Source organism: Collimonas antrihumi (assembly GCF_018304965.1).
In the GTDB taxonomy this organism is placed as follows: Bacteria; Pseudomonadota; Gammaproteobacteria; order Burkholderiales; family Burkholderiaceae_D; genus Collimonas; species Collimonas antrihumi.
The window spans coordinates 1-855 of the sequence record NZ_JAGQED010000076.1 but is presented as its reverse complement, the minus strand read 5'-3'; the positions used below and the strand labels follow the sequence as shown (position 1 = coordinate 855).

Genomic DNA, 855 nt, shown 5'->3' with positions numbered 1-855 from the left:
GGAATCTCTGATTAAGTAAACGCCCGACCGCATTGAAGCGTTAGACGAGGTATTCGAAACAAATTTGGATGAAGCCCATGAAACAAACGACACTTGCCATTGCTGGATTTGACAAATACGCGAAGACGACGCGTCGCGCAGTGTTCCTGAGCGAAATGGATCAAGTGGTGCCATGGGCGATACTGTGCGAATTGATTGAGCCGCACTATCCAAAAGCTGGCAATGGTCGACGCCCGGTAGGGTTGGAGCGAATGCTGCGGATTTATTTTTTGCAGCAGTGGTTCAATCTGTCTGATCCGGCAGTCGAAGAAGCGTTGTATGAATCGATATCGATGCGCAGTTTTGTTGGCATAGACCTGGGGCTTGAGCCAGTGCCGGACGAGACCACGGTATGTAAATTTCGCCATCTTCTGGAGCGCAACGAGTTGGGTCGTCGTTTGTTTGAAGAGGTTGGTCGCCATCTGCAAGAGCGCGGTATGAAGGTTGCTGGCGGCACCATTGTCGATGCGACGATCATTGCGGCACCATCCTCGACTAAAAACAGCGACAAACAACGCGACCCGGAAATGCGGCAGACAAAGAAGGGCAATCAGTGGCACTTTGGGATGAAAGGCCACGTTGGCGTCGATAGCAAGACCAAACTGATTCACTCTGCCGTCGTCACGCCGGCCAATGTCCACGATAGTCAGCCGTTGCCCAAGTTGCTGCACGGTGCTGAAACGCGGGTGTGGGGCGATTCGGCGTACATCGGTCAAAAGGAGGCCATTAGCAAGGTGGCGCCAAATGCGCGCGATTTTACCAACCGTCGCGGCACACGTTCTCACGAGCTCACTGAAGAGGAACGCATGACGAATA

1 protein-coding gene is annotated in these 855 nt (G+C 53.1%); it reads left to right on the top strand.

Annotated features, from left to right (window positions below; genetic code table 11):
- Positions 1–77: 77 nt before the first annotated feature.
- Positions 78–855: IS5 family transposase (locus tag KHU29_RS22050; protein ID WP_211455467.1), on the top strand; the 778-nt coding region annotated here is incomplete at its 3' end.